The 614-nt window shown below is 57.2% G+C and carries 1 protein-coding gene; it reads right to left on the bottom strand.

The genetic code is table 11. The features are described 5' to 3' along the window. Positions 1-170, bottom strand: a 170-nt coding sequence (locus AC1DUR_RS25795; protein ID WP_477722151.1) for a helix-turn-helix domain-containing protein, incomplete at its 3' end; no start/stop codon positions are given. Between the last annotated feature and the right edge of the window lie 444 nt (positions 171-614).

Genomic DNA, 614 nt, shown 5'->3' with positions numbered 1-614 from the left:
TCTGCAAGCCCGGCTCCGCCTTCGGTGGCATAGCGCTGCAGCCATTTGTAGCCCGTCTGCGGGCTGATCCCGAAGCGCCGGCACAGCTCACGGCGATTCGCTCCATCTTTCGTAGCCAGTGCGACAAATTCCTGTTTCAGACTCATGGTGTCTTGTGCTTTCCAAGGCATGGTGATCCTCCGGCAAATTCGCCGGAAAGTGTCCACCATGTCCCCGCACACCTGTCACCTATGTCCCCGGTCTATACACTTCGCCAAAATAAAAGTAAGCAAAAGTTCACGCAGTGGGGATTCGCTCACTTCGCAAAGCGAAGTTACGCGAATACCAAAAGGCGACCCTGCTGTCTGCGTCCCTTCGCTTCGCTACGGGCAGCCTGCGGTGCTTATATGGACGCCTTCCGTGAGGCAAGTGCTGATTGGAAGTTCTGGCCGGGCGGATTGACTGCTTGCTTATATCCGGCCTTTTCGTTGCAAAGCGGCTTTCAGAACCCTCGCCTTGCTGGCCCCTATGGTGATTCGCGAAGTCGGGGCTTATCTCGGTAAAGGACTTCGCCCCAGGCGTGTCCAAGCACCGCACCAGCTTTACCGACCCACGGTCCGACCGCTTTGCCATCA

The organism is Polaromonas sp. P4_F4, assembly GCF_056401355.1.
Note: the sequence above shows the minus strand (reverse complement) of the source record. Positions and strands in the feature narration are given on the sequence as shown.